Origin of the sequence: Massilia sp. DWR3-1-1 (assembly GCF_049898325.1) — a bacterium.
Classification (GTDB): Bacteria; Pseudomonadota; Gammaproteobacteria; order Burkholderiales; family Burkholderiaceae_D; genus JAFCUW01.
Window position 1 is genome coordinate 68,114 of the sequence record NZ_JAFCXL010000009.1, and the last position, 23,132, is coordinate 91,245.

A 23,132-nucleotide genomic window follows, 5' to 3' on the forward strand; every position below is an offset into this window, starting at 1 on the left:
ATCATGAAAGTGCTGGCGTTTACGATCGGGGCCGATCGCTACGGCTTGCCGCTGCGATCGGTGGCACGGGTGCTGCCGGCGATGGCCCTGAAGCTCATTCCAGGCGCGCCCGACTTCGTCGCCGGCCTGATGGACCTGCACGGCGTGCCGGTGCCGGTGCTCGACATCGCCCGCCTGGCCGGGATGCCGGCCGAGCAGGTCTGGCTCGATTCGCGCATCGTGCTGATCGACTACCCCACCGGCGGCGACCAGCCGCGCCAGCTCGGGCTGCTGGTCGAACACGTCACCGGCATCGACACCATCGACGCGGCGCTGCTGCTCGACGCCGGCATCGACGGCGCGCCGTTTCTGGGCCAGGTGGCGGCCTCGCTGCAGCTGATCGACGTGGACGCCCTGCTCGCGCCGGCGGTGCGCGCGCTGCTGTTTGCGCGCACCCCGGCGGCGCAGGCGGCGCAGGCGGCGCAGGCGACGCCGTGAACGCCGCCGCCATCGCGCACCCCGGCACCGCGCCATCGAACGGCGCGCGTGCGCGCGCGCTGCTGCAGCAGGCCTGCGGCCTGCAGGTGAGCGAAGCGGCGGCCGAACGGGCGGTGCGCGAACGGCTGGCCGCGCGCGGCGTGCCCGACGTCTTCGACGGCGCCGGCGTTGGCGATTATCTCGACCACCTGACGGGGCCCGAACTGGCCGCCCTGATCGAACTGGTGGTGGTGCCCGAATCGTGGATGTACCGCGATCCCGACGCCTTCGTCGCCGCCGCCACCTTCGTCAAGGCGCGCCTGGCGCAGCGCCCGCAGCGCCAGGTGCGCATCCTGTCGCTACCCTGCGCCGGTGGCGAGGAACCGTACACCATGGCGATGGCGCTGAGCGAGGCCGGGATTGCGGCCGATGCCTGCCGCATCGATGCGATGGACTTGTCGAGCGTGGCGCTGGCGCGGGCGCGCGTCGGCTGGTACACCAGGAACGCCTTCCGCGGCCACGCGCTGGGCTTTCGCGAACGCCACTTCAGCGTCGCCGGCAATGGCTACCAGATCGACGCCGCCTTGCGCGATCAGGTCACGTTCGTGCAGGCGAACATCCTGACCATCGACGCCGCCGCCAGCGCCGGCCGCTACGATGTGATTTTTTGCCGCAACCTGCTGATCTACTTCGACGCCACCACCGCCAGCGCGGCGGCGGCCGTGCTGCGCACCCTGCTGGCCGACGACGGCATGCTGCTGGGCGGTTACGCCGAGGTGCCGGCGTTCTGCGCCAACGGTTTCATGCCGCTGCGCCTGCCGGGCGCGTTCGCCCTGCAAAAATCGGCGCCCGCGCCTGCGCCTTTGACGGCATCGGCCGAGGCGCCGGCCGGGCGCGCGCGCGCCGGCGTGCCGCCGCGCCGTGCGCCGCCGCCCGCGCGCGCGCCAGTGACCGCGCCGGCCACGCTGGCGCCGGTGGCAGCGCTGCTGGCCCAGGCCCGGCGCCAGGCCGACGCGGGCGACTACCGGGGCGCCACCACCAGTTGCCAGGCGCTGCTCGACAGCGCAGCGCCGGGCCTGGCCGACCAGCATGCCGCCGATGCCTATTATCTGCTGGGGCTGGTCGCGGACATCGAGCGGAACAGCAGCGCCGCCGATGATTACTGGCGCCGCTGCGTGTACCTGCAACCCGATCACTACGAAGCGCTGTGCCGCCTGGCGCTGTTGTCCGAACTTGGCGGGCACGCCGCCCGCGCCGCCGTGCTGCGCCAGCGCGCCGCCCGCGTGTTCCAGCGCCAGCAGGCGCACAAAGGCACGCCGTGACGAGCGCGCATCCCGCCATCGTCGACTGCTGGAACCGCATCGGCGTCAACGGCGACCACAGTTGCGCCGCACTGGCGCCGCTGGTCCACTGCCGCAATTGCCCCGTGTATGCGGACGCCGCCCAGCGCAACCTGCAGCGCCCCGTCGATGCCGCCTACCGCGCCGGCTGGGCCGCGCATTTTCGCCAGCCGGCCGCGCACGGCGGCGCCTTCGAGCAGGCCGCGCTGGTGTTCCGGCTGGGCCGCGAGTGGCTGGCGCTGCCGGCCGCCAGCATCGACGCCGTCGCCCCCGTTGTCAGCGGCCACAGGCTGCCGCACCGCGCCCGCGCCGGCCTGCTCGGCATCGTCAATGTGGGCGGCACGCTCACGCCGTGGATGGCGCTCGACGCCGTGCTGGGAATCGATGGCGACGCTGGCGGCGTCGATCCGGCCAGCGCCGGCCGCCACGTGTTCGCGCGCCTGCTGGTGCTGCGCCACGACGGCCAGCGCCTGGCCATGCGGGTGGCCGAGCTGCACGGGATCGCCCGTTACCGCCAGGACGAGCTGGCGCCCCCCCCGGCCACCGTCAACAAGGGACTCGAACGGCTGCTGCTGGGGGTACTGCCGGTCGAGAACATGCGGGTCGGGCTGCTCGACGTCGACCTGCTGGGCCACCAGCTGAACAGGTTGTTGCGATGAGCCAGGACGACCTGAGCCAATGCTCCATGCTCGACCTGTTCCGCATGGAAGCGAACGCGCAGGCGCGCACGCTCACCGACGGCCTGCTCACGATCGAGGCGGGCGGCGGCAGCGGCGCCACCGTCGAGGCGCTGATACGGGCGGCCCATTCGATCAAGGGCGCCGCCGCCATCGTCGGCCTCGACGTCGTGGTGCAGCTGGCGCACGGCATGGAAGACGCCTTCGTCGATGCCCAGAACGGCGTGCTGCAACTGACCTCGGCCCGGGTTGACGTGCTGCTGGGCGGGGTCGACCTGATCGTCCAGCTGGCCACCTTGGACGCGCCGGCCATGCCGGCCTGGCTGGCGGAAAACACCAGCCGCATCAGCGCCGTCATGGTTGCGCTGGCCGGCATCGGCGCGCTGCCGGAGGCGCCCGCCGCGGCGCCGGTCCAGGCGCTGGCGCCGGCGCCGGCGCGGCCCGACGCCGATCCCGCCGCCCGCGCCGCCGGGCACAATTTCGACGCGCTGTTGGCGCTGGCCAGCCAGACGCGCATCAACGCCCACCAGCTCACGCCCTCGCTGGCCGCGCTGCAGCGCTTCAAGCGCGGGCAGTGGAGCCTGTTCAAGACGCTCGAACAGCTGCACGAGGCGGTGCTGCGGGGCGGCGACCCCACCCTGATCGAACAATCCGCGCTGGCCCTGCAAAAAGCCGATCCGCTCAAGCAGGCGCTGCACGAGCACATGAGCGATCTCGATGACCACGAGCGGCGCGCGCTGAGCGTGTCGAACCAGCTGCTCGACGAAGTGCTGGCGCTGCGCATGCGGCCGCTGCGCGACGGCGTGCACATGTTCGCCCGCATGGTGCGCGACCTGGCGCGCAGCCTGGGCAAGCAGGCCAGCCTCGTCATCGAGGGTGAAGACACCCTGGTCGACCGCGACATCCTGGCGCGCATCGAAAGCCCGCTCAATCACATGCTGCGCAATGCCGTCGATCATGGCATTGAAACGCCGGCCCAGCGCCTGATCGCCGGCAAGCCGGCCGCCGGCGCGATCCGTCTCGAAGCGCATCATCGCAACGGCATGCTGTCGATCGTTATCAGCGACGACGGCGCCGGCGTCGATCTCGAACGCATCCGCGCCACCATCGTGCAGCGCAAACTGGCCAGCACGGCGATGGCGGCGGCCATGTCGGCGGCCGAACTGCTCGAGTTCCTGTTCCTGCCCGCCTTCAGCCTCAAGCAAACCACCAGCGCCATCTCCGGCCGCGGCGTCGGACTCGACATCGTGCAGCAGGCGATCCGCGCGCAAAACGGCAGCGTGCGGCTCGAGACGGAGGCAGGGCGCGGCATGCGCACCTCGATCACCCTGCCGCTGAGCCAGTCGATCGTGCGCTCGCTGGTGCTCGACATCCAGGGCGAGGCCTACGCCATCCCCATCGTCAAGGTCGAGCGCGTCCTCAAGCTGGCGCCGGCGGCGCTGCACACGCTGGAAAACAAGCAGTTTTTCGAGCTCGATGGCGAGCACCTGGGCCTGGTGTCGGCCGCCCAGTTGCTCGAACTGGGCCAGTTGGCACCGACCGCCGGTGAGCTGGCGGTGGTAGTGATCGGCAGCGCCGCGCGCCGCTATGCGCTGGTGTTCGATGCCATTCGCGGCGAGCAAAGCCTGGCGGTGCAGCCGATCGATCCACTGTTCGGCAAGCTGCGCGACATCGCCTCGGCCGCCCTGCTCGATGACGGCGCCCCGGTACTCATTCTCGACACCGCCGACCTGCTCGTATCGATCGACAAGCTGCTCGGCGAGGGCGAGCTGCACCAGCTGTCCGGGGCTGGCGAGCTGGCGCAGCTTGCCACCAGGCGGGTGCTGGTGGTGGACGACTCGCTGACGGTGCGCGAGATGGAGCGCAAGCTGCTGCTCTCGCGCGGCTACCAGGTCGACCTGGCTATCGACGGCATCGACGGCTGGAACGTGGTCAGGAGCGGCCACTACGACCTGGTCATCACCGACGTCGACATGCCGCGCATGGACGGTATCGAACTGGTCACCCTGATTCGCCAGGACATCCACCTGCACAAGCTGCCGGTGATGATCGTGTCGTACAAGGACCGGCCGGAAGACCGCGCGCGCGGCCTGACCGCCGGCGCCGACTACTATCTGACCAAGGGCAGCTTCCATGACGAGACCCTGCTCGACGCGGTGCTCGACCTGATCGGCGCGAGCGGCGCATGAAAATCGGCATCGTCAACGACAGCGCGATGGCGGCCGAAGCGCTGCGCCGGGTGGTCGCCGCCAGCCGCGACCACGATGTGCTGTGGATGGCGCGCGGCGGCGCCGACGCCGTGCGCCTGTGCCAGGAAGCGCGGCCCGACCTGGTGCTGATGGACCTGGTGATGCCGGAAATGGATGGCGTCGAAGCGACCCGGCTGATCATGCAACACGCGCCGTGCGCCATCCTGATCGTCACCGCCCAGCCGCGCGACAACGTCGGGCAGGTGTTTCGCGCGATGGGCGCCGGCGCCATAGACGTCACCGCCACCCCGGCCCTGCTGGGCGCCGGCGGCGCCGGCGACAGCGAGCTGCTGGCGAAAATCAAGACCATCGGCAAGCTGCTGCGGGTCAGCGCCGGCGAGCCGGCCGCCGCCAGCGCCGCCGAGCCGGCCGCGCGCGGCGCCGTCAGGCACCTGCTGGCGATCGGCGCCTCCACCGGCGGCCCCGGCGCGGTGGCCAGGGTGCTGGCCGGGTGGACGCCAGCGCCCGCCACCGCCATCGTGGTGGTGCAGCACATCGACGCCAATTTCGCCGGGCCGTTCGCCCGCTGGCTGGGCGAACAGATCAGCATGCCGGTGCGCCCGGCCGAAGCGGGCGATGCGCTCGAAGCGGGGGTGGTGCTGGTGGCGCGCACGAATGACCACCTGGTGATGGACGCCAGGCTGCGTTTGCACTACGATGCGAGCCCCAGCGACTACGCCTACCGCCCGTCCGTCGATGTTTTTTTCCACTGCGTGGCGCGCCATTTCAGCGGCGACGCCACCGGCGTGCTGCTCACCGGGATGGGACGCGACGGCGCCGCCGGCTTGCTGGCCATGCGCCAGGCCGGCAAGCACACCATCGCCCAGGACCAGGCCAGCAGCGCCGTGTACGGCATGCCGCGCGCGGCAGCCGAACTGGGCGCCGCCGAACGCATCCTGCCGCTTGACCAGATCGGCGTGGCCCTGCGCAATCGCGTGGGCGTGCGCGCGCTTTGAAACGCATACTTTGCATGCTCCCCATTACGACCGACTTTATCCCGCTGCTCACCATGAAAAACGTTCCGCCATGACCACCGCCGCCTTCCAACTTTCTGCCGATGAGCAAAGCGTCACGCAGTTCAAGGTGCGCGTGCTGCTGGTCGACGACCAGTTGATCATCGTCGAAGCGATCCGCCGCATGCTCGCCGATCAGGCCGACATCGAGTTTCATTACGTGACCGACCCGGCGGCGGCGATCCGCACCGCGCACCAGTTGCAGCCGACCGTGATCCTGCAGGACCTGGTGATGCCGGAGGTGGACGGGTTCACCCTGATCCGCGATTACCGTGACGACAAGGTACTGGCGCAGGTGCCGGTGATCGTGTTGTCGGCCAAGGACGACGCCAAGCTCAAGGCGCACAGCTTCGCCGTCGGCGCCAACGATTACGTCGTCAAGCTGCCCGACCGCCTGGAACTGCTGGCGCGCATCCGCTACCACTCGGCCGCTCACATCTCGCGCCTGCAGCGCGACGAGGCCTTCGCGTTCCTGCGCGCCAGCCAGAAAAACCTGGCCGACGCCAACATCGAGCTGCAAAAGCTGGCGGCCCTGGACAGCCTGACCGGCATCGCCAACCGCCGCCGCTTCGACGAAGTGATGCGCTCGGAGTGGCAGCGCGGCCAGCGCGACCAGAAGCCGCTGGCCCTGTTGATGTGCGATGTCTATGCCTTCAAGGCTTACAACGACACCTTCGGCCACCTGGCCGGCGACTTGTGCCTGAAAAAATTCGCCGCCATCCTGACCGCCCAGTTGAAGCGCCCGGCCGACCTGGTAGCCCGCTACGGCGGCGAGGAATTCACCATCATCCTGCCCGATACCGACCTGGCCGGCGCCGAACGGGTGGCCGAAGCCTGCCGCGCCCAGCTCGAAGGGCTGGCCATCGACAACCCGGGCGCCGCCGCCGGCATCGTCACCATGTCGATCGGCGTGGCCAGCCGCATCCCGTCGAAGGACAGTTCGCCGACCGCGTTGACGGGAGCGGCCGACCGGGCCGTGTACGCGGCCAAGCACCAGGGGCGCAACCGCGTGGTGTGCGCGCCCGCGGATTAGGCGCCGCGTTTAATTGGGCGCCGCGTTGAATCAGGCGCCCCGTTTAGACGAACACCGGCTCGGTTTCGAGCGCCACCCCGTAGCGCGCGGCCACATCGGCCGTGATCGCCCGCGCCAGCGCCAGCACCTCGGCGCCGGTGGCGCCGCCCCGGTTGACAAGCACCAGCGCCTGCTTCGCATACACGCCCGCCGCGCCCATGCTGCGGCCCTTCCAGCCGCCCTGGTCGATCAGCCAGCCGGCCGCCAGCTTTTCGCTGCCATCCGGCTGGGCATGGTGCACCAGGCCCGGGTGGGCGGCCAGGATCGCCGCGCAACGCGCGCCCGACACCACGGGATTTTTAAAGAAGCTGCCGGCATTGCCGATCACGGCCGGATCGGGCAGCTTGCGGCGGCGGATGGCGATCACCAGGTCGGCCACCTGGCGCGCGCTGGGCGCGTCCAGGCCCGCCTCGCGCACGGCACTGGCGAGCTCGGCGTAGCCCAGCGTGGGCGTCCACGCGAGCGGCAGCGCGAACGTCACATCGAGCACGATCAGGGCGGCGCCGTCGGCCTGCTTGAAGACGCTGTCGCGGTAGCCGAAGCGGCAATCTGCGGCCGTCATGGTGCGCACCTGTCCGCTGGCGCAGTCGAACACGCTGGCGCTGTGGAACACGTCCTTGAGCTCGACGCCGTAGGCGCCGATGTTCTGGATCGGCGCCGCCCCCACCGTGCCGGGGATCAGGGCCAGGTTTTCCAGCCCGCCCAGATCCTGCGCCAGGGTCGCTTCGACCAGGCCGTGCCAGGACTGGCCGGCGCCGGCGCGCACCAGGCGCACGCCGGCGTCCCCGGCGTCGAGCAATTGCGTGCCGTCGATCGCCATGTGCAGCACCAGGCCGTGAAAGTCGCCCGTCAGGACGATGTTGCTGCCGCCCCCCAGCAACAGGCGCGGCAGGCGCGCCAGCACCGGGTCGGCCAGCGCCGCCCGCAGCACGTCGACGCTGGTGACGCGCACATAGTGGCTGGCGGTGGCGTCGATGCCGAAGGTATTGCAGGCGCGCAGGGAAAAGTCGGTCAGGATGGTGAGGTCGGGATGCATGGCGGCGAGAGAGTTTTGCGGCGATTATAAAGGCAAACAAGGGCGTTTCAGGCGAAAACGACCATCACGGATTAGGGCGCAGGCCCGATGTCCGTTAAAATATCGGCATTGAGCATCACTACCTACAAGGAACACCATGCCATCATTTGACGTCGTCTGCGAAGCAGACATGGTCGAAGTCAAGAACGCGGTCGAGCAATCGAACAAGGAAATCACCACCCGCTTCGACTTCAAGGGAAGCTCGGCCAAGGTCGAGCAAAAAGAACACGAACTGACTGCCTACGCCGACGCCGAGTTTCAGCTCGACCAGGTGCGCGACGTGCTCGTCAACAAACTGGGCAAGCGCAAGGTCGACGTGCGCTTCCTCGAAGACGGCAAGATCGAGAAAATCGGCGGCGACAAGGTCAAGCAGGTCATCAAGGTCAAGAACGGCATCGAGACGGACGACGCAAAAAAAATCGTCCGCGTCATCAAGGACAGCAAGATGAAGGTGCAGGCAAGCATCCAGGGCGACGCCGTGCGCGTCACCGGCGCCAAGCGCGACGACCTGCAGGCGGCCATGGCCATGCTCAAGAAGGATGTGCCGGATCTGCCCCTCGAATTCAATAACTTCCGCGATTAAAATGCGCGGTGCACGCCCTGGCCGCCGTCCGATTGAATCCGGCGGCGGCTTTTTCACGTAGATGCAGGGAGCGAATCGGTATAAGGCTTCAGGTAGAATTGAGCGTGCGCAAAGCGGCGGTATGTGACTGCGGTTAGTAAAACTGGTGTTTTAAGGATAGCAATGAAACGTGTTGATGATTTCCGCCTGCGACTGGGCAACAAGGAATATGTTCCCATCATGATCGGCGGGATGGGCGTGGACATTTCGACCTCGGAACTGGCGCTGGAAGCGGCCCGCCTGGGCGGGATCGGCCATATTTCCGATGCGATGGTGCAGGACGTGTCGGATCGCAAATTCGACACCAGCTTCGTCAAGGAAAAGACCAAGACCTACAAGTTCAACATCAACAATATGGACAAGGCGGTGGTGCAGTTCGACCTGGCCCGCCTGGCCGAGGCCACCATGTTGCACGTGGGCGCGACCATGGAAGCGAAGCGGGGCGATGGCCTGGTCTTCGTCAACTGCATGGAAAAGCTGACGATGAATTCGCCCAAGGAAACCTTGCGCACGCGCCTGACGGCCGCGCTCGACGCCGGCATCGACGGCATCACCATGTCGGCCGGCCTGCACCTGGGCTCGTTTGCGCTGATCGCCGACCACCCGCGCTTCCGCGACGCCCAGCTGGGCATCATCGTCTCGTCCGTGCGCGCCTTGCAACTGTTCCTGCGCAAGGTGTCGAAGCTGGACCGGGCGCCCGACTACATCATCGTCGAAGGTCCGCTGGCGGGCGGCCACCTGGGCTTCGGCCTGGACTGGGCCAATTACGACCTGCACACCATCATGGACGAGATCCATGCCTTCCTGAAAGCCGAAGGGCTGACGATTCCCCTGATCGCCGCCGGCGGCGTGTTCACCGGCACCGATGCGGTGGAATTCCTGGAAAAAGGCGCCGGTGGCGTGCAGGTGGCCACCCGTTTCACCATGACGCACGAGTGCGGCCTGCCCGACAGCGTCAAGCAGGAATACGTGCGCGCCACCGACGACGACATCATCGTCAACGGCATTTCGCCCACCGGCTACCCGATGCGCATGCTCAAGAGCACGCCAGCGATCGGCTCGGGCATCCGTCCCGGCTGCGAATCGTACGGCTACCTGCTCGACGCCACGGGCAACTGTTCGTACATCAATTCGTACAACCGCGAAGTGCTGGCCAATCCCGACACCAAGCACATCGTGGTGATGGACAAGACCTGCCTGTGCACGCACATGCGCAATTTTAATTGCTGGACTTGCGGCCAGACCACCTCGCGCCTGAAGGACACGACCCACAAACTGGCCGACGGCAGCTACCAGATCCTCAGCGCCGAGCACGTGTTCAAGGATTACCAGTTCAGCGTCGACCACCAGATCGCTTTGCCTGAAAAACAAGAGATCGTCGCCGCCTGAGCGGGCGCGTGATGCACGACAGCCACGGTTCGCCGTGGCTGTTTGTTTTACAGCGCGCGATTTTGCGCCCTGGTGCGCCGATCCGGCAGCCTGTCGCACGGCGGCCACAGGCGGCACGCGGCGGCGCTACAGTTGCACCATACCAATAGCCCCGGCGACCATGCGGCAGACGGCGAGCGCGCCGCGTACACTGGTGCGTTGCCCCAGCCTGCCGCCTTTTTGACGAACGGACCACCATGCAATCTCGGCGCCCCTTGCCCCCTCCCCTGGCCAGCCTCTTCGGAGCGCTGCACCGCCTGTTCGACGCCACCGCGACCTGGATCAGCCAATTGTCATGGTGGAAGTTCTTCCTGTTCGCCGCGCTCGCTCTGATCGCCGGCAAAATCTTGCAGGACGAACTGTTTTCCAGCAGCGGCGAAGAAATCGTCGTGCGCTCCGACAAGAAATCGAGGAAAGAGCCGGAAGCGAATATCGTCATCGACGACAGCGGCATCCGCTTCAATCCTCGCAGCAAGGCCAAGCGGGGCGCGGCGGTCGTGCCGGAAGCGCCCGAGGCCCCTGCCGCAGCGGAAGCGCCCGAGGCGCCCGAGGCGCCTGCAGCGCCAGAAACTCCAGAAACACCAGAAACACCAGAAACGCCGGCAGTGCCGGCAACGCCGCAGTCGGCCAGGCAGGTGGCGCGGGCGGCCCGCGCCGCTGCCAAGGCCGCCACCGAAGCGGCCACGGCCGCCAAGTCGCTCGCCAGCGACGAAGTACATATTGCCCTGCCGCCCCAGATCGGCGAGGAATTGTCGAAGGCCATCGAGGAGGCCGTTGACGATGCCGCCGAGGCCAAGGTGTCGCGCTACCACAAGCAAGCCTCGACCTGGTTCAAGAGCTTCGTCACCCTGCTGGTGCTGGCCCTGTTTGCCATGAAGGCGCTGGTGGGCGACAAGAAGCGCGCCGAAGCGCTGACGCAGACGGCCAATGCGGCGGCCGAGCGCGAGTCGATGCAGCGCCAATTGTCGGAAGCGAAGATGCAGATGATGCAGGCGCAGGTGGAGCCGCATTTCCTGTTCAACACCCTTGCCTCCGTCGAATACCTGATCCAGACCGACCCGCCGCGCGCCTCGGCCATGCAGCGCAGCCTGATCCAGTACCTGCGCGCGGTGCTGCCGCAGATGCGCGACAACGCCGTGGTGACCAACCTGGGGCGCGAAGTCGACATGGTCACGTCCTACCTGAACCTGCTGAAAATGCGCATGGAAGAACGACTGACGGTGGACCTGCAGATTCCCGACGCACTGCGCAGCGCCGAATTTCCGCCCATGATGCTGCAATCGATGGTCGAGAACGCCATCAAGCACGGCCTCGAATGCAAGAGCGAAGGGGGACGCCTGTCCGTGGTGGCGGAAGTCAAGGGGGACAAGTTGCGCGTGATCGTCACCGATGACGGCGTCGGCTTCGGCGTGGTGCCCAGCGATGGCACGGGGCTGGGCCTGCCCACCATCCGCGAGCGCCTGAAACTGCTGCACGGCGCACAGGGCCAGTTGCACATCGCCGCCAACAGCCCCAGCGGCGTGATCGCCACCGTCGAAGTGCCCTACCACGTATCGCGCCAGGGCATTGCTTAAACCGCCGTTGTGTTGAATAATCGGCATAGCTTCTGATCCGATAACGACTTCGACAAGACCACCATGCCTACTGCAATTATTGCTGATGATGAACGATTAATGCGCGACCAGTTGCGCATGCGACTGGGAGAGGTCTGGCCCGAGCTCGACATCATCGGCGAAGCCAAGAACGGCGAAGAGGCCGTCGAGCTGGTGCGCCAGCTCAAACCGGACCTGACCTTTCTCGACATCCGCATGCCCGGCACCAACGGCATGGAAGCGGCGCGCCAGATCGGCAACCAGAGCAGCATCGTGTTCGTCACCGCCTACGACCAGTACGCCGTCGAGGCGTTCGAGCGGGGCGCCGTCGATTACGTCCTCAAGCCGCCCGAGCAGGAGCGCCTGCAGGTCACCGTCGAGCGCCTGAAAGAGCGGCTGGGTCAGCCGAAGGCGCTGGTCAACGACAGCGTCACCCAGATGCTGTCGCAGCTGGCGGAAAAAATGGCGGCGCCGAAACCGGCCTACCTGCAATGGATACAGGCGAGCATCGGCCAGGATCTGCGCATGATTCCCGTCGAAGACATCCTGTTTTTCCGCTCCGACGAAAAATACACCTGCGTGCAGACCGACAAGTTCGAAGCGCTCATCCGCAAGCCCGTGCGCGACCTGGCCGAAGAACTCGACCCCGCCCTGTTCTGGCAGATCCACCGCGCCACCCTGGTCAACGTCAACGCCATCGAAGGGGTCACGCGCGATTTGCGGGGTCGCCACCTGGTGATGATCAAGGGGAAATCGGACAAGCTCGAGGTCAGCCGCAGCTTTTTGCACCTGTTCAAGCAAATGTAAGCGGGACAGACAGTTCAATATCAAGTTCCCGGCACGCCCTGCGCCGGCACTGCGAATTGTCAAACGCCCAATCTGCGGCGCGCCAAGAATGGGGGTTTCTGTCCTCCATGGCGGCCGCACCATGTTACGCCTTCCCCCTCCTGCTTTGCTGCTCGGCGTCGGTCTCGGTGCCGCTGCCGGCTACGCCTTCGGGCGCCGCGCCCGTCGCATGGGGGCACCCGATTACGGCAACGACATCATTGCCCACGCGGCCGAAGCGATCATCTCCACCGACGACGCCAACACCATCCTGGTGGCCAATCCGGCGGCGGCGGCCATGTTCGCCAGCACCGTCGCGACCATGCGGGGCGCCCCGCTGGCGCGCTACCTGACCCCCCTGCCCGTCAACGCCGACGGGCCGCCGCCGTATTTCGGCGACACGGGCCGGGTCGGCCGGCGCGCCACCGATTACGCCATGTCCGGCATCCGCGCCGACGGCACCGTCTTTCCCATCGAAGGCTCGGCCTCCACCGTGATGGAAGACGGCGCGGCCATTCACACCATCATCTTGCGCGACGTCACCGACCGCCAGGAAGTCCACGAAAAGCTGACGCGCTCGCACACCCAGTTGCGCCAGCTCTCAAGCGCGCTGCAAACCATCCGCGAACAGGAGCGCGCCCACATCGCGCGCGAATTGCACGACGACCTGGGCCAATTGCTGGCCACCTTGCGCATGGACCTGGTGTTGCTGCGCAACGTCAACGGCGGCAAGGCGCCCGACCGCGTGCGCCTGATCGACGGCATGGAGCAAAACCTGCTCACCGCCATCACCTCGCTGCGCCGGATCGCCACCAACCTGCGCCCCCGCTCGCTCGACGAGGGTGGCCTGTTCTTCGCCCTGCAGGGCTTGCGCGACGAGTTCGTCGAGCGCTACGGCATCGCCTGCGCCCTGTACGCCGACGAAGCCGAACTGCGCCTGGGCGACTCGGCCAGCACGGCGATCTTTCGCATCGTCCAGGAAGCACTGACCAACATCGCCCGCCACGCCCACGCCGCCAACGTCACCATTACCTTGTACCGCATCGACGGCGAAGTGCTGCTGACGGTGCGCGACGACGGCAGCGGCATCCAGCCGGGCGACCTCGACAAGGCTGCCTCGCTGGGCCTGGTGGGCATGCGCGAACGGGTACTCGACATGCACGGCGACATCAGCATCAACAGCGACGAGCCCCATGGAACCCGCATCGATATCGTCGTGCCCCTGCTGGTGCGCACCGATTGAACTGTATGTTTGTTGCAACAGAAATTCTTTCGTGTCATCAACCGGACATACTGTCTGGCTACTATCTCGGTCGATCAGGGGGGTTCATGGTGAACCCACCGGCACGTCAACCTGGAGATCCACATGCAATTCAAACGCCTGGCAATCGCTGTCCTCGCGGCTGCCCCGCTGCTCGCCGCCGCCCAATCGAACGTCACCATCTACGGCGTGTTAGATGCCGCCCTGTCGAAGGAAGACACGGGCGCGCCGAACGGCAAGAAGACGCTGCAACTCAATTCGGGCAGCCAGTCAAGCAGCCGTTTCGGTTTCCGCGGTTCGGAAGATCTCGGTGGTGGTTTGAAAGCGATCTATAACCTCGAAGCCGGCTACGCGCTCGACACCGGCGTGGGCGACAGCGCCCTGTTCGGCCGTCGCTCCGTGGTGGGCCTGGAAAGCGCCTACGGCACCGTCACCCTGGGTCGTGAGTACTCGCCCATCGCCGCCGTCGCCGCTGCCAGCGATCCGTTCGGCCAGGGCTTCTACGGTTCGAATCTGTCGGCCTTCGGCTCGACCGGTCGCCTGACCCGTCGCCTGTCGAACTCGGTCAACTACAAGAGCCCTGCCTACAGCGGTTTCTCCGTGCTGGCCGCCTACAGCGCCGGTGAGCAAGTCTCGCCGACCGTGCCCGTCACCGCCGACAGCCTGAACCTGCGCGGCATCGCCGGACAGTACGCCAATGGCGGCCTGTACCTGGGTCTGGGTTACCATGAATACAGTCGCCTGGCCATCGGCAACGACAAGGAAATGGCCTTCGGCGCCGCCTACAAATTCGGCGACTTCGAAGTCAAGGGTGGCTACCTGGTGGCCGACCCGACGGGCGCGAACAACAAGTTCCAGCAGTACAACCTGGGCGGCAGCTACACCATGGCGGCCAACAAGTTCTTCGTGACCTACCAGCAGAACAAGGTCGAAGCGGGCGGCGCCAAGGGCAACGCAGTGGCAGTGGCGTACACCTACAACCTGTCGAAGCGCACCAATCTGTACGCCTCGTACGCCAAGATGGACAACAACAACACCGCCTTGTTCGCCCTGAACTCGTCGAGCACGAACGTCACGCCTCCAGGCACGGCGCCAGGCAGCGACCCGTCGGCGTTCACCGTGGGCCTGCGTCACGCGTTCTAAGAAAATGGGCAGCGCTCGCTGCCCATGATTACTTCAGGCGGCAGCTAAGCAGCCAGAAGTATTCCAGGCGCGTGATGCGGATCTCACGCGTCGCGTTCGCCAGCCGCTTCCGCAAGGAACTGTCCGACGGATAGGTCTTGGGAATCTCATAGCGCCCGCCATCGGGCGCTGTTTCAATTTTAAACGTATTGCCTTCCAAATCGGTGCGCGCCACCGTCGGGCTGATGCCCTCCACATACACGTCGTCGAGCAGCACCAGCAGGGTGTCCTTGCCGAACCGGGCACGCAGTTGCGCCAAAAATTTCTCTTGTTGATTACGCTTGACGTGCGACCACCAGAAGCCGATGAATACGGCGGTAAATTCGCCCAGGTCGTCGGGCAGGTCGAAGGCATCGCCCTGGCGCCAGCTGACCTTGTCGGCAGGCAAACCACGCGCCTGCGCCAGCGCCAGCATTTCGCTGTTGATGTCGAGCGCGACCACCGAGGCGGCCGAGGTGGCCAGCACCTCGGTCCAGAAGCCCGTGCCGCAGGCCAGTTCGAGGACGATGTGGCCGTCGAGCACCTCGGCGACCTTGTCGATCATCGCGTCGAGGTCGTCCTCGCGTTCAGGCATGGCATAGATGGCGTCGTGCTCGGTGGCACTCTTGGCGTAATACAGGGCGGATTGTTCAGTGATCATATTAAAGAGAGCTTACAGCTCGTAGGTTTCCTTGGCGCCGTTCATGGCCGACTCGACCATCTTGCGGTTCAGTGTGGGCGCCAGCAATTCGATGAAAGTATAAATGTAGCTGCGCAAATAAGCGCCCTGCTTGACCGCCACGCGCGACACATTGGTGCCGAACAGGTGGCCAACAGGAATGGCGCGCAGGTTTTTGTCCCGTTCGGGATCGAAGGCCATGCCGGCGATGATGCCCAGTCCCATGCCCAGTTCCACATAGGTCTTGATGACATCGGCGTCGATCGCTTCGAGCAGCACGTCCGGTTTCAAACCGCGCAGGCTGAAGGCGTGGTCGATCTTGTTGCGTCCGGCGAAGGCCGAATCATAGGTGATCAGGGGGTAACTGGCAATTTCTTCCAGCGACACCGTCTTCGAGCCCAGCAGGGGATGGTCGGGCGGCACCACCACCACGTGCTCCCACTGGTAGCACGGCAGGGTGATCAGGCCGTCGATGTTGGCGATCGACTCGGTGGCGATGGCCAGGTCGGCCTGGTCGCTCTTGACCATGTCGGCAATCTGGCGGGGATTTCCCTGCAGCAGGGACAGGCGCACCTTCGGGTACTTTTGCATGAAGGCCTGCACCACCCTGGGCAGGATGTAGCGGGCCTGGGTGTGCGTAGTGGCAATGGTAAAACTGCCGCTGTCCTGGGCCGCGTATTCCTTGCCGATGCGCTTGAGGCTGTCGATTTCCTGCATGATCAGCTCGACCGACTCCAGCACCAGCCGGCCCGGCTCGGTCAGGCCCCGCACGCGCTTGCCGTGGCGGGTAAAAATGTCCACGCCCAGCTCTTCTTCCAGCTCGATGATGGCTTTCGACACCCCCGGTTGCGAGGTGAACAGCGACTTGGCCGCATCGGTCAGGTTGAAATTCTGGCGCACGGCCTCGCGGACAAAACGCAGTTGATGAAGATTCATGATTATTTTTTTAGAATGATTTCACCCGGTTTGGATGAGCGGACCGGACCAAGTGCATTTTATAAGAATGCTTATGCCGGATACGAATATAAGCAAATAAATTCTCAGTCCTTTGGAATAAGCTGGATTTTATTTATCATCTTGCTTAGTTTGGGGCGCCCAGTACCCGGGCATCTCGCAGTGGTTCCTCTTTCAGGATGATTTATGTACCGTTACGACCAGTTTGACCATCTTATCGTACGCGAGCGCATCGCCCAGTATCGCGACCAGGTGCGCCGCCGCCTCGGCGACGAACTGACCGAGGCCGAGTTCGTGCCGCTGCGCCTGCAAAACGGCCTGTACATGCAGCGCCACGCCTACATGCTGCGCGTCGCGGTGCCGTATGGCCTGCTGTCGTCGCAGCAGATGCGCATGTTCGCCACCATCGCGCGCGACTACGACCGCGGTTACGGCCACTTCACCACGCGCCAGAACATCCAGTTCAACTGGATCGAACTGGAGCAGACGCCCGACATCCTGACCCACCTGGCCTCGGTCGAAATGCACGCCATCCAGACCTCCGGCAACTGCATCCGCAACGTCACCTCCGACGAATTTGCCGGCGTGGCCAGCGACGAGATCATCGATCCCCGTCCGTTCGCGGAAATCATGCGCCAATGGTCGACCTTCCACCCCGAGTTCATCGCCCTGCCGCGCAAGTTCAAGGTGGCCATCAACGGCGCCGTCGAGGACCGCGCGGCGATCGCCGTGCACGACATCGGCCTGACGGTGGTGAAGAATGCGCAAGGCGAGATCGGCTTCAAGTTCATGGCCGGCGGCGGCATGGGCCGCACCCCCATCCTGGGCAGCGTGATCCGCGACTTCCTGCCGTGGCAGCACCTGCTGACGTACACGGAAGCGGTCATGCGCGTGTACAACCAGTACGGCCGCCGCGACAACAAGTATAAGGCGCGCATCAAGATCCTGCTCAAAGCGCTGGGCGTGGAAGAATTCACCCGCCAGGTGGAAGCCGAATGGCTCGACCTGAAAGACAGCGCCGAAACCCTCACCGAGGAAGAACTGGCGCGCGTGGCCGCCTACTTCGCGCCGCCCGCCTACAAGGCGCTGGCCGCGATCGATCCGCTGGTGGCGCATCCGGAAAAAGCGTTCGCCAACTGGTTGTCGCGCAATGTGCACCCGCACAAGCGACCGGGCTACGCCGCCGTCATCCTGTCGCTGAAAAAAACCGGCGTGCCGCCGGGCGACGCCACCGCCGCGCAGATGGACTTCGTGGCCGACATGGCCGACCAGTTCAGCTTCGGCGAACTGCGCGTCACGCACGAACAGAACCTGGTGCTGGCCGACGTCGAACAGGCGCGCCTGTACGAACTGTGGACGCTGGTGAAGGCCAAGGGCCTGGCCACGCCGAATATCGGCCTGCTCACCGACATGATCTGCTGCCCGGGCGGCGACTTCTGCTCGCTGGCCAACGCCAAGTCGCTGCCGATCGCCGCCGCCATCGCCGAGCGCTTCGACAACCTCGACTTCCAGCACGATATCGGCGAGATCGAACTCAATATCTCCGGCTGCATCAACGCCTGCGGCCACCACCACGTGGGCTCGATCGGCGTGCTGGGGGTCGACAAGGATGGCAGCGAGTTCTACCAGGTGTCGATCGGCGGCGCCCAGGGCAACGCAGCGGCCATCGGCAAGATCATCGGGCCGTCGTTCTCGAGCCAGCAAATGCCCGAAGTGATCGGCCGCCTGCTGCAGGTGTATGTGCGCGAGCGCTTCGAAGGCGAACGCTTCGCCGAAACGGCGCAGCGCCTGGGCATCGCCCCCTTTAAAGAATTCGTCTACGCCACCCCGATTGACAAGGGCGGCCTCGTTGGAGAAGACCACTATGCTTGAGCATCACGAACGTATCATCAAGGGCCGTAGCGTCGTCGCCGACGACTGGCAGGTGCTGCGCCTGGACGAAGGCCAGACGGCCGAGTCGGTACCGGTCCCTGAGGGCAAGCTCATCGTGCCGCTGGCCGTGTGGCTGGCGCAGGCGGCCACGCTGGCCGCGCGCGCCGAGCTTGGCGTGTGGTTCGGCGCCGACGAGCGCCCGGAAGTGCTCAAGGGCCAGCTCGAGCGCTTTGACGTCGTCGCCGTCGACTTCCCCAAGTTCACCGATGGCCGCGGCTATTCGATCGCCTTCAATCTGCGCAAGCGCCTGGCCTACACGGGCGAGCTGCGCGCCATCGGTGACGTCCTGCGCGACCAGCTGTTTTCGATGCATCGGGTGGGCTTCGACGCTTACGCCACGCGGCCCGATCGCAGCATCGACGATGCCGTCAAGGGCCTGACCGATTTTTCCGAAACCTACCAGGCCTCGGTCGATCAGCCGCTGCCCCTGTTCCGCCGCGCCGAGCGCACGGTGCAGGGCGACACGCCTGATGTCGGCTACGGCATCTGAGGCCCGCATGCGCGATTTAACCTCCCTCCTCGCCGCCACCGGTGCCACCCTGGCCCGCATTGCCGCCGATTTTTCGCCCGCGGTGTTCGCCTCGAGCCTGGCCGCCGAAGACATGGTGCTGACCGACCTGATTTTAAGGGCGGGCCTGCCGATCACCATTTTTTCGCTCGACACGGGACGCCTCAATCCCGAAACGGTGGCGGTGATCGACGCCGTGCGCGCCCGCTACGGCTACAACATCGCCGTCTATCACCCGCAGGCGCAGGCGGTGGCCGACTACGTCGCCGCCAATGGCCTGAACGCCTTCTATAACAGCGTCGAGATGCGCCGCGAGTGCTGCCGCATCCGCAAGGTCGAGCCGCTGGGCCGCGCGCGGGCCGGCCAGCGCGCCTGGGTGACGGGGCAGCGGCGCGCCCAGTCGAGCACGCGCGCCGAACTGGCGGTGCAGGAAGACGATCCCGCGCACGGCATGGTCAAGTTCAACCCGCTGGCCGACTGGAGCGAACAGGACGTCTGGGACTACCTGCGCGCCAACGAGGTGCCGTACAACGCCCTGCACGACCAGGGCTTCCCGTCGATCGGCTGCGCGCCCTGCACGCGCGCCGTCGAGGCGGGCGAAGACGTGCGCGCCGGCCGCTGGTGGTGGGAAAATCCCGACCAGAAGGAATGCGGCCTGCACATGGTCGACGGCAAACTGATCCGCGTAAAATCCGTGGCGGCCTGAGCTCCCTCTCCAGCCACCCGCACCAAGGTACTCCATGAACACACTGCACGACACCGCGCGCGCCTCGCAAATGCGCACCGACATCAACGCGCGCCACCTCGACGCGCTCGAGTCCGAAGCCATCCACATCCTGCGCGAAGTGGCCGCCGAATGCGCCAATCCCGCCCTGCTGTTCTCGGGCGGGAAAGACTCGGTGGTGCTGTTGCGCCTGGCCGAAAAAGCCTTCCGGCCCGGTAAATTCCCCTTCCCCCTGGTGCACATCGACACGGGCCACAATTTTGCGGAGGTCATCACCTTCCGCGACAAGCGCGTGGCCGAACTGGGCGAGCGCCTGATCGTCGGCTCGGTCGAGGAATCGATCCGCAAGGGCACGGTGCGCCTGCGCCATCCCGCCACCGACTCGCGCAACGCGGCCCAGGCAGTCACGCTGCTCGAGACGATCGCCGAACACGGCTTCGACGCCTGCATCGGCGGCGCCCGCCGCGACGAGGAAAAGGCCCGCGCCAAGGAACGCATCTTCTCGTTCCGCGACGAATTCGGCCAGTGGGACCCGAAAGCCCAGCGCCCCGAATTGTGGGACCTGTATAACACCCGCGTGCACCCGGGCGAGAACATGCGCGTGTTCCCCATTTCGAACTGGACCGAGCTCGATGTGTGGCTGTACATCCAGCGCGAACAACTCGAACTGCCGCCGATTTATTTCGCCCACGAGCGCCAGGTGATTCCCCGCAACGGCCTGCTGGTGCCGCTGACCGACCTGACGCCCCCGCGCGAAGGCGAAACCGTCGAAACCCAGGTGGTGCGCTTTCGCACCGTGGGCGACATTTCGTGCACCTGCCCCGTCTCGTCGGATGCATCGACGGTCGAAGCGATCATCGCCGAAACGGCCATCACCCAGATCACCGAGCGGGGCGCCACCCGGATGGACGACCAGACCTCCGAAGCCTCGATGGAAAAACGTAAGAAAGCAGGATACTTCTGATGAACGCGCTTCTCGATACACTGACCCCGCACACCGCCATCGACGCCGCCAGCGCGGGCCTGCTGCGCTTCATCACGGCCGGCTCCGTCGACGACGGCAAGAGCACCCTGATCGGCCGCCTGCTGTTCGACAGCAAGGGCATTTTCGCCGACCAGCTCGACGCCATGTCGCGCTCGAAGCACAAGCGCACCGTCGGCGACGCCGTCGACCTGTCGCTGCTGACGGACGGCCTGGAAGCCGAGCGCGAACAGGGCATCACCATCGATGTCGCCTACCGCTACTTCGCCACCCCCAAGCGCAAGTTCATCATCGCCGACACCCCCGGCCACGAGCAGTACACGCGCAATATGGTCACGGGCGCCTCCACCGCCGACGCCGTCATCATCCTGATCGACGTGTCGAAAGTGAAGCTGCGCGAGGACGGCGGCGTCGATCTGCTGATCCAGACCAAGCGCCACTCGACCCTGGCCCACCTGCTGCAGATCGAGCACGTCATCGTCGCCGTCAACAAGATGGACCTGGTGAACTACGATCAAGCCGTGTACGACCGCATCGTCAAGGCCTACGGCGAGTTTGCCGCCAGCCTGGGCCTGAAGGACGTCACGCCGATTCCCCTGTCGGCCCTGTCGGGCGATAACGTCGTCGCGCCCAGCACGAACATGGCCTGGTACGACGGCCCCACCCTGATTTCCCTGCTCGAAGCGCTGCCCGTGCAGGAAGCGTCGCACCACGCGCCGTTCCGCTTTCCCGTGCAACTGGTGGCGCGCCACAACGGCCACGAGGCGAACGACTTCCGCGGCTACATGGGCCGCATCGAAGCGGGCAAGGTCAGCGTCGGCGACCATCTGGTGGTGCAGCCATCGGGCCGGGCGGCCACCGTCAAGGACATTCTCACCTTTGACGGCTCGCATGCGTCGGCCGTGGTGGGCCAGTCGGTGACGCTGCTGCTCGATCAATATCTCGACATTTCGCGCGGCGACATGCTCGCCAGCGCCGACCGCCCCGCCACCCTGCTCAAGCAAGTGAGCGCCGACGTCTGCTGGATGGCCGACGAGCCGCTCGACCTGCGCCGCAAATACTGGATCAAGCACGGCACCCGCCAGAGCGCGGCCAAAGTGACCAGGGTCGACAGCATCCTCGACATCAACACCCAGCAGCGCCGGGCCGATCTCGACCCCGCCGCCGGCTTGAAGTTGAACGACATCGCCCGCATCGCCCTGACCGTGCAGCAGCCGCTGGCGGCCGACGCCTATGACGCCATCCGCGCCACCGGCGCCTTCATCCTGATCGATGAAGTGACGCACCAGACGGTCGCCGCCGGCATGATCCGCCTGGACGCCTGAGGCGGGTCAATGACTGGCCTTGGCAAAGTCTTCCTGGTGGGCGCCGGCCCCGGCGCCCAGGACCTGATCACCGTGCGCGGCGCACGCCTGCTCGCGCAGGCGGACGTGGTGTTGCACGATGCCCTGGTGGCGCCGGACATGCTGGCACTGTGCCCGCGCGCGCAATTGATCGACGTGGGCAAGCGCTGTGGCAAGCAGTCGGCGCGGCAGGACTGGATCAATGCGCAGTTGGTCGAATGCGCCAGCAAATTTGCCCTGGTGGTGCGCTTGAAGGGCGGCGACCCGATGCTGTTCGGCCGTGCCGATGAGGAATTGCGCGCGCTCGAAGAAGCGGGCATTGCCGTCGAAATCGTGCCCGGCATCACCACCGCGCTGGCCGCCGCCGCCGCCGCCCAGCAACCGCTGACACGCCGCGGCATCGCCCGCAGCGTGGCGTTTTTTACCTCGAGCACGGCGCCCGAACACGCCGACCCCATGCCCGTCACGCCCGACGCCGACACCCTGGTGCAGTACATGGGCGGGCGCGAAGCCATTGCCACGGCGCGCCGCCTGCTGGCGGGCGGACGGGCAGACAACACGCCGGTGGTGGTGGTGGAAAACTGCAGCCGGGCCGAGCAGCGCATCATGCGCATGGACCTGCACGAGCTGGCGCAGGGGCTGGAGATGGCCCACGGCCCCGTGCTGGTGATGATCGGTGAAGCCTTGCGACTGCGCGAGACGCAGCACGGCGGGGCGGCGCCCCTACAAGCCTGAATCTGCCGTGGGGCGCCCGCCGCGCAGGCGGTCGCGCTCCGCCAGTTCCCACAACAACACATCGGCCGTGCCATGAAGGCGCTCGCTGACCCTGGCCACGGCGCTCAAGGCGGCGCCCAGGCGGGCGCTGGCGATGGTGGCGCTGCGGTCGTGTTGCCAGGCGGCCGCTTCGCGCTGCAACAGCCCCATATCGGTTTTGACGACGCCCAGCATGTGGCGAAAATTGCGGTCGCTTTCGATGAGGTCGACATTGCGTCCGCTGCGCAGCTCGGCGCGCACGAGGTCGATCTTGGCGCCCATGGCGTTCAGGCGCCGCACCATGCGTTCGAGCCGGCGCGCGCAACTGGCCTCGGCCAGCGCGGCCGGCAACAGCAGCACATTGGCCGTGTATGGCATGTGATGCTTGAAGCCCAGCCAGGCCCGCCGCAGCAGTTCGGTCAGGGTCAGGAACAGGAGCTTGGAAAAATCGAGGAACATGGCCGGATTGACAGTGACGCCGGCGAA

22 protein-coding genes are annotated in these 23,132 nt (G+C 66.2%); 18 read left to right on the forward strand and 4 right to left on the reverse strand.

The window, feature by feature from the left end:
• Window positions 1-3: 3 nt before the first annotated feature.
• From ACP7EY_RS11405 to ACP7EY_RS11430, 6 genes are all read left to right on the forward strand, one after another.
• Window positions 4-477: a chemotaxis protein CheW gene (locus ACP7EY_RS11405; RefSeq protein ID WP_426193540.1), complete on the forward strand. Its 474-nt coding sequence runs from the start codon at window positions 4-6 to the stop codon at window positions 475-477.
• Window positions 474-1,778 carry a CheR family methyltransferase gene (locus ACP7EY_RS11410; protein ID WP_426193542.1) on the forward strand — a complete coding sequence of 435 codons (1,305 nt, stop codon included), beginning with the start codon at window positions 474-476 and terminating at the stop codon, window positions 1,776-1,778. Before ACP7EY_RS11405 ends, ACP7EY_RS11410 begins: the two co-directional genes overlap by 4 nt.
• The gene (locus ACP7EY_RS11415; RefSeq protein ID WP_426193544.1) at window positions 1,775-2,455 is read left to right on the forward strand and encodes a chemotaxis protein CheW; all 681 of its coding nucleotides are present in this window, start codon (window positions 1,775-1,777) and stop codon (window positions 2,453-2,455) included. Before ACP7EY_RS11410 ends, ACP7EY_RS11415 begins: the two co-directional genes overlap by 4 nt.
• Window positions 2,452-4,662: a hybrid sensor histidine kinase/response regulator gene (locus tag ACP7EY_RS11420; RefSeq protein ID WP_426193546.1), complete on the forward strand. Its 2,211-nt coding sequence runs from the start codon at window positions 2,452-2,454 to the stop codon at window positions 4,660-4,662. Before ACP7EY_RS11415 ends, ACP7EY_RS11420 begins: the two co-directional genes overlap by 4 nt.
• Window positions 4,659-5,678: a chemotaxis-specific protein-glutamate methyltransferase CheB gene (cheB, locus tag ACP7EY_RS11425; protein ID WP_426193548.1), complete on the forward strand. Its 1,020-nt coding sequence runs from the start codon at window positions 4,659-4,661 to the stop codon at window positions 5,676-5,678. The genes ACP7EY_RS11420 and cheB overlap by 4 nt, the downstream gene beginning before the upstream one ends.
• A 70-nt stretch (window positions 5,679-5,748) precedes the next feature.
• Window positions 5,749-6,768: a diguanylate cyclase gene (locus ACP7EY_RS11430; RefSeq protein WP_426193550.1), complete on the forward strand. Its 1,020-nt coding sequence runs from the start codon at window positions 5,749-5,751 to the stop codon at window positions 6,766-6,768.
• 43 nt (window positions 6,769-6,811) lie between these two features.
• Here ACP7EY_RS11430 and murB read toward each other — a convergent pair whose 3' ends face one another.
• Entirely contained in the window at window positions 6,812-7,843 is a 1,032-nt protein-coding gene (murB, locus tag ACP7EY_RS11435; protein WP_426193552.1) for a UDP-N-acetylmuramate dehydrogenase, read from the reverse strand.
• Window positions 7,844-7,979: 136 nt separating this feature from the next.
• Here murB and ACP7EY_RS11440 point away from each other — a divergent pair, with 136 nt between their 5' ends.
• The 6 genes from ACP7EY_RS11440 (at window position 7,980) to ACP7EY_RS11465 (ending at window position 14,753) form a co-directional block, all read left to right on the forward strand.
• Entirely contained in the window at window positions 7,980-8,465 is a 486-nt protein-coding gene (locus ACP7EY_RS11440; RefSeq protein WP_426193554.1) for a YajQ family cyclic di-GMP-binding protein, read from the forward strand.
• A gap of 162 nt (window positions 8,466-8,627) precedes the next feature.
• The gene (locus tag ACP7EY_RS11445; protein WP_426193556.1) at window positions 8,628-9,893 is read left to right on the forward strand and encodes a nitronate monooxygenase; all 1,266 of its coding nucleotides are present in this window, start codon (window positions 8,628-8,630) and stop codon (window positions 9,891-9,893) included.
• 236 nt (window positions 9,894-10,129) lie between these two features.
• Window positions 10,130-11,506, forward strand: a complete 1,377-nt coding sequence (locus tag ACP7EY_RS11450) for a sensor histidine kinase (protein WP_426193558.1) — start codon at window positions 10,130-10,132, stop codon at window positions 11,504-11,506.
• Window positions 11,507-11,569: 63 nt separating this feature from the next.
• A complete protein-coding gene (locus ACP7EY_RS11455) occupies window positions 11,570-12,331 on the forward strand; it encodes a LytR/AlgR family response regulator transcription factor (RefSeq protein WP_426193560.1) in 762 nt (253 codons plus the stop codon).
• 121 nt (window positions 12,332-12,452) lie between these two features.
• A complete protein-coding gene (locus ACP7EY_RS11460) occupies window positions 12,453-13,592 on the forward strand; it encodes a sensor histidine kinase (RefSeq protein WP_426193562.1) in 1,140 nt (379 codons plus the stop codon).
• A 123-nt stretch (window positions 13,593-13,715) separates the two neighbouring features.
• The gene (locus tag ACP7EY_RS11465; protein WP_426193564.1) at window positions 13,716-14,753 is read left to right on the forward strand and encodes a porin; all 1,038 of its coding nucleotides are present in this window, start codon (window positions 13,716-13,718) and stop codon (window positions 14,751-14,753) included.
• A 28-nt stretch (window positions 14,754-14,781) separates the two neighbouring features.
• On the opposite strand, the gene ACP7EY_RS11470 is transcribed toward ACP7EY_RS11465, so the two are convergent.
• Together ACP7EY_RS11470 and ACP7EY_RS11475 are read right to left on the reverse strand one after the other, a co-directional pair.
• On the reverse strand, window positions 14,782-15,432 hold the full coding sequence (locus ACP7EY_RS11470) for a class I SAM-dependent methyltransferase (RefSeq protein ID WP_426193566.1): 651 nt from the start codon (window positions 15,430-15,432) through the stop codon (window positions 14,782-14,784).
• Between the two features lie 12 nt (window positions 15,433-15,444).
• The gene (locus ACP7EY_RS11475; RefSeq protein ID WP_426193568.1) at window positions 15,445-16,386 is read right to left on the reverse strand and encodes a CysB family HTH-type transcriptional regulator; all 942 of its coding nucleotides are present in this window, start codon (window positions 16,384-16,386) and stop codon (window positions 15,445-15,447) included.
• 204 nt (window positions 16,387-16,590) lie between these two features.
• Here ACP7EY_RS11475 and ACP7EY_RS11480 point away from each other — a divergent pair, with 204 nt between their 5' ends.
• From ACP7EY_RS11480 to cobA, 6 genes are all read left to right on the forward strand, one after another.
• Window positions 16,591-18,276 carry a nitrite/sulfite reductase gene (locus ACP7EY_RS11480; protein ID WP_426193570.1) on the forward strand — a complete coding sequence of 562 codons (1,686 nt, stop codon included), beginning with the start codon at window positions 16,591-16,593 and terminating at the stop codon, window positions 18,274-18,276.
• Window positions 18,269-18,826 carry a DUF934 domain-containing protein gene (locus ACP7EY_RS11485; RefSeq protein ID WP_426193572.1) on the forward strand — a complete coding sequence of 186 codons (558 nt, stop codon included), beginning with the start codon at window positions 18,269-18,271 and terminating at the stop codon, window positions 18,824-18,826. The genes ACP7EY_RS11480 and ACP7EY_RS11485 overlap by 8 nt, the downstream gene beginning before the upstream one ends.
• A 7-nt stretch (window positions 18,827-18,833) precedes the next feature.
• Window positions 18,834-19,550: a phosphoadenylyl-sulfate reductase gene (locus tag ACP7EY_RS11490; protein WP_426193574.1), complete on the forward strand. Its 717-nt coding sequence runs from the start codon at window positions 18,834-18,836 to the stop codon at window positions 19,548-19,550.
• A gap of 70 nt (window positions 19,551-19,620) precedes the next feature.
• Complete coding sequence (gene cysD, locus ACP7EY_RS11495; protein WP_426193820.1) at window positions 19,621-20,532, forward strand: sulfate adenylyltransferase subunit CysD; 912 nt, start codon at window positions 19,621-19,623, stop codon at window positions 20,530-20,532.
• Complete coding sequence (locus tag ACP7EY_RS11500; RefSeq protein ID WP_426193576.1) at window positions 20,532-21,875, forward strand: sulfate adenylyltransferase subunit 1; 1,344 nt, start codon at window positions 20,532-20,534, stop codon at window positions 21,873-21,875. The genes cysD and ACP7EY_RS11500 overlap by 1 nt, the downstream gene beginning before the upstream one ends.
• A 9-nt stretch (window positions 21,876-21,884) precedes the next feature.
• Entirely contained in the window at window positions 21,885-22,628 is a 744-nt protein-coding gene (cobA, locus tag ACP7EY_RS11505; RefSeq protein ID WP_426193578.1) for a uroporphyrinogen-III C-methyltransferase, read from the forward strand.
• Here the strand turns inward: cobA and ACP7EY_RS11510 are convergent.
• Window positions 22,617-23,105: a hypothetical protein gene (locus ACP7EY_RS11510; RefSeq protein WP_426193580.1), complete on the reverse strand. Its 489-nt coding sequence runs from the start codon at window positions 23,103-23,105 to the stop codon at window positions 22,617-22,619. The genes cobA and ACP7EY_RS11510 overlap by 12 nt on opposite strands.
• Window positions 23,106-23,132 lie beyond the last annotated feature (27 nt).

Bases quoted from the DNA above. Each gene is read 5' to 3' on its own strand.
- cheB (WP_426193548.1), top strand. From the start codon at position 4,659: ATGAAAATCGGCATCGTCAACGACAGCGCGATGGCGGCCGAAGCGCTG.
- ACP7EY_RS11510 (WP_426193580.1), bottom strand. From the start codon at position 23,105: ATGTTCCTCGATTTTTCCAAGCTCCTGTTCCTGACCCTGACCGAACTG.
- ACP7EY_RS11455 (WP_426193560.1), top strand. From the start codon at position 11,570: ATGCCTACTGCAATTATTGCTGATGATGAACGATTAATGCGCGACCAG.
- ACP7EY_RS11470 (WP_426193566.1), bottom strand. From the start codon at position 15,432: ATGATCACTGAACAATCCGCCCTGTATTACGCCAAGAGTGCCACCGAG.
- ACP7EY_RS11460 (WP_426193562.1), top strand. From the start codon at position 12,453: ATGTTACGCCTTCCCCCTCCTGCTTTGCTGCTCGGCGTCGGTCTCGGT.
- ACP7EY_RS11450 (WP_426193558.1), top strand. From the start codon at position 10,130: ATGCAATCTCGGCGCCCCTTGCCCCCTCCCCTGGCCAGCCTCTTCGGA.
- ACP7EY_RS11485 (WP_426193572.1), top strand. From the start codon at position 18,269: ATGCTTGAGCATCACGAACGTATCATCAAGGGCCGTAGCGTCGTCGCC.
- ACP7EY_RS11480 (WP_426193570.1), top strand. From the start codon at position 16,591: ATGTACCGTTACGACCAGTTTGACCATCTTATCGTACGCGAGCGCATC.
- ACP7EY_RS11440 (WP_426193554.1), top strand. From the start codon at position 7,980: ATGCCATCATTTGACGTCGTCTGCGAAGCAGACATGGTCGAAGTCAAG.
- ACP7EY_RS11490 (WP_426193574.1), top strand. From the start codon at position 18,834: ATGCGCGATTTAACCTCCCTCCTCGCCGCCACCGGTGCCACCCTGGCC.
- ACP7EY_RS11475 (WP_426193568.1), bottom strand. From the start codon at position 16,386: ATGAATCTTCATCAACTGCGTTTTGTCCGCGAGGCCGTGCGCCAGAAT.
- ACP7EY_RS11405 (WP_426193540.1), top strand. From the start codon at position 4: ATGAAAGTGCTGGCGTTTACGATCGGGGCCGATCGCTACGGCTTGCCG.
- ACP7EY_RS11420 (WP_426193546.1), top strand. From the start codon at position 2,452: ATGAGCCAGGACGACCTGAGCCAATGCTCCATGCTCGACCTGTTCCGC.
- murB (WP_426193552.1), bottom strand. From the start codon at position 7,843: ATGCATCCCGACCTCACCATCCTGACCGACTTTTCCCTGCGCGCCTGC.
- ACP7EY_RS11465 (WP_426193564.1), top strand. From the start codon at position 13,716: ATGCAATTCAAACGCCTGGCAATCGCTGTCCTCGCGGCTGCCCCGCTG.
- cobA (WP_426193578.1), top strand. From the start codon at position 21,885: ATGACTGGCCTTGGCAAAGTCTTCCTGGTGGGCGCCGGCCCCGGCGCC.
- ACP7EY_RS11445 (WP_426193556.1), top strand. From the start codon at position 8,628: ATGAAACGTGTTGATGATTTCCGCCTGCGACTGGGCAACAAGGAATAT.
- ACP7EY_RS11500 (WP_426193576.1), top strand. From the start codon at position 20,532: ATGAACGCGCTTCTCGATACACTGACCCCGCACACCGCCATCGACGCC.
- cysD (WP_426193820.1), top strand. From the start codon at position 19,621: ATGCGCACCGACATCAACGCGCGCCACCTCGACGCGCTCGAGTCCGAA.
- ACP7EY_RS11430 (WP_426193550.1), top strand. From the start codon at position 5,749: ATGACCACCGCCGCCTTCCAACTTTCTGCCGATGAGCAAAGCGTCACG.